The organism is Bacillus sp. SIMBA_005, assembly GCF_046535585.1.
In the GTDB taxonomy this organism is placed as follows: Bacteria; Bacillota; Bacilli; order Bacillales; family Bacillaceae; genus Bacillus; species Bacillus pumilus.
In genome coordinates, this window is record NZ_JAWRWI010000766.1 from 1 (window position 1) to 254 (window position 254).

The window sequence follows — 254 nt, forward strand, 5'->3', positions numbered from 1 at the left end:
GCATCTACACCAAAAACACCAAGTAAGCCAACTAATAGCTTACGATTGTTATATTGAATGACAACATCTTGCTCTAGCTTTTCAAAAGCATCTAATGCCATCATCATCAATTCGGCCTCAGCTGCTTGTGAATCAACCCCAACAATATCTACATCACATTGTGTAAACTCACGAAACCTCCCCGCTTTAATCGGGCCATCTCGGAACACTTTGCCAATTTCATAACGTTTAAATGGCATCGGTAATGTAGGGTT

Annotated in this window: 1 pseudogene; it reads right to left on the reverse strand. The window is 40.6% G+C overall.

The features are described from left to right. Positions 1–254, reverse strand: a pseudogene (locus tag SB660_RS22130) (histidine--tRNA ligase); the annotation flags it as partial.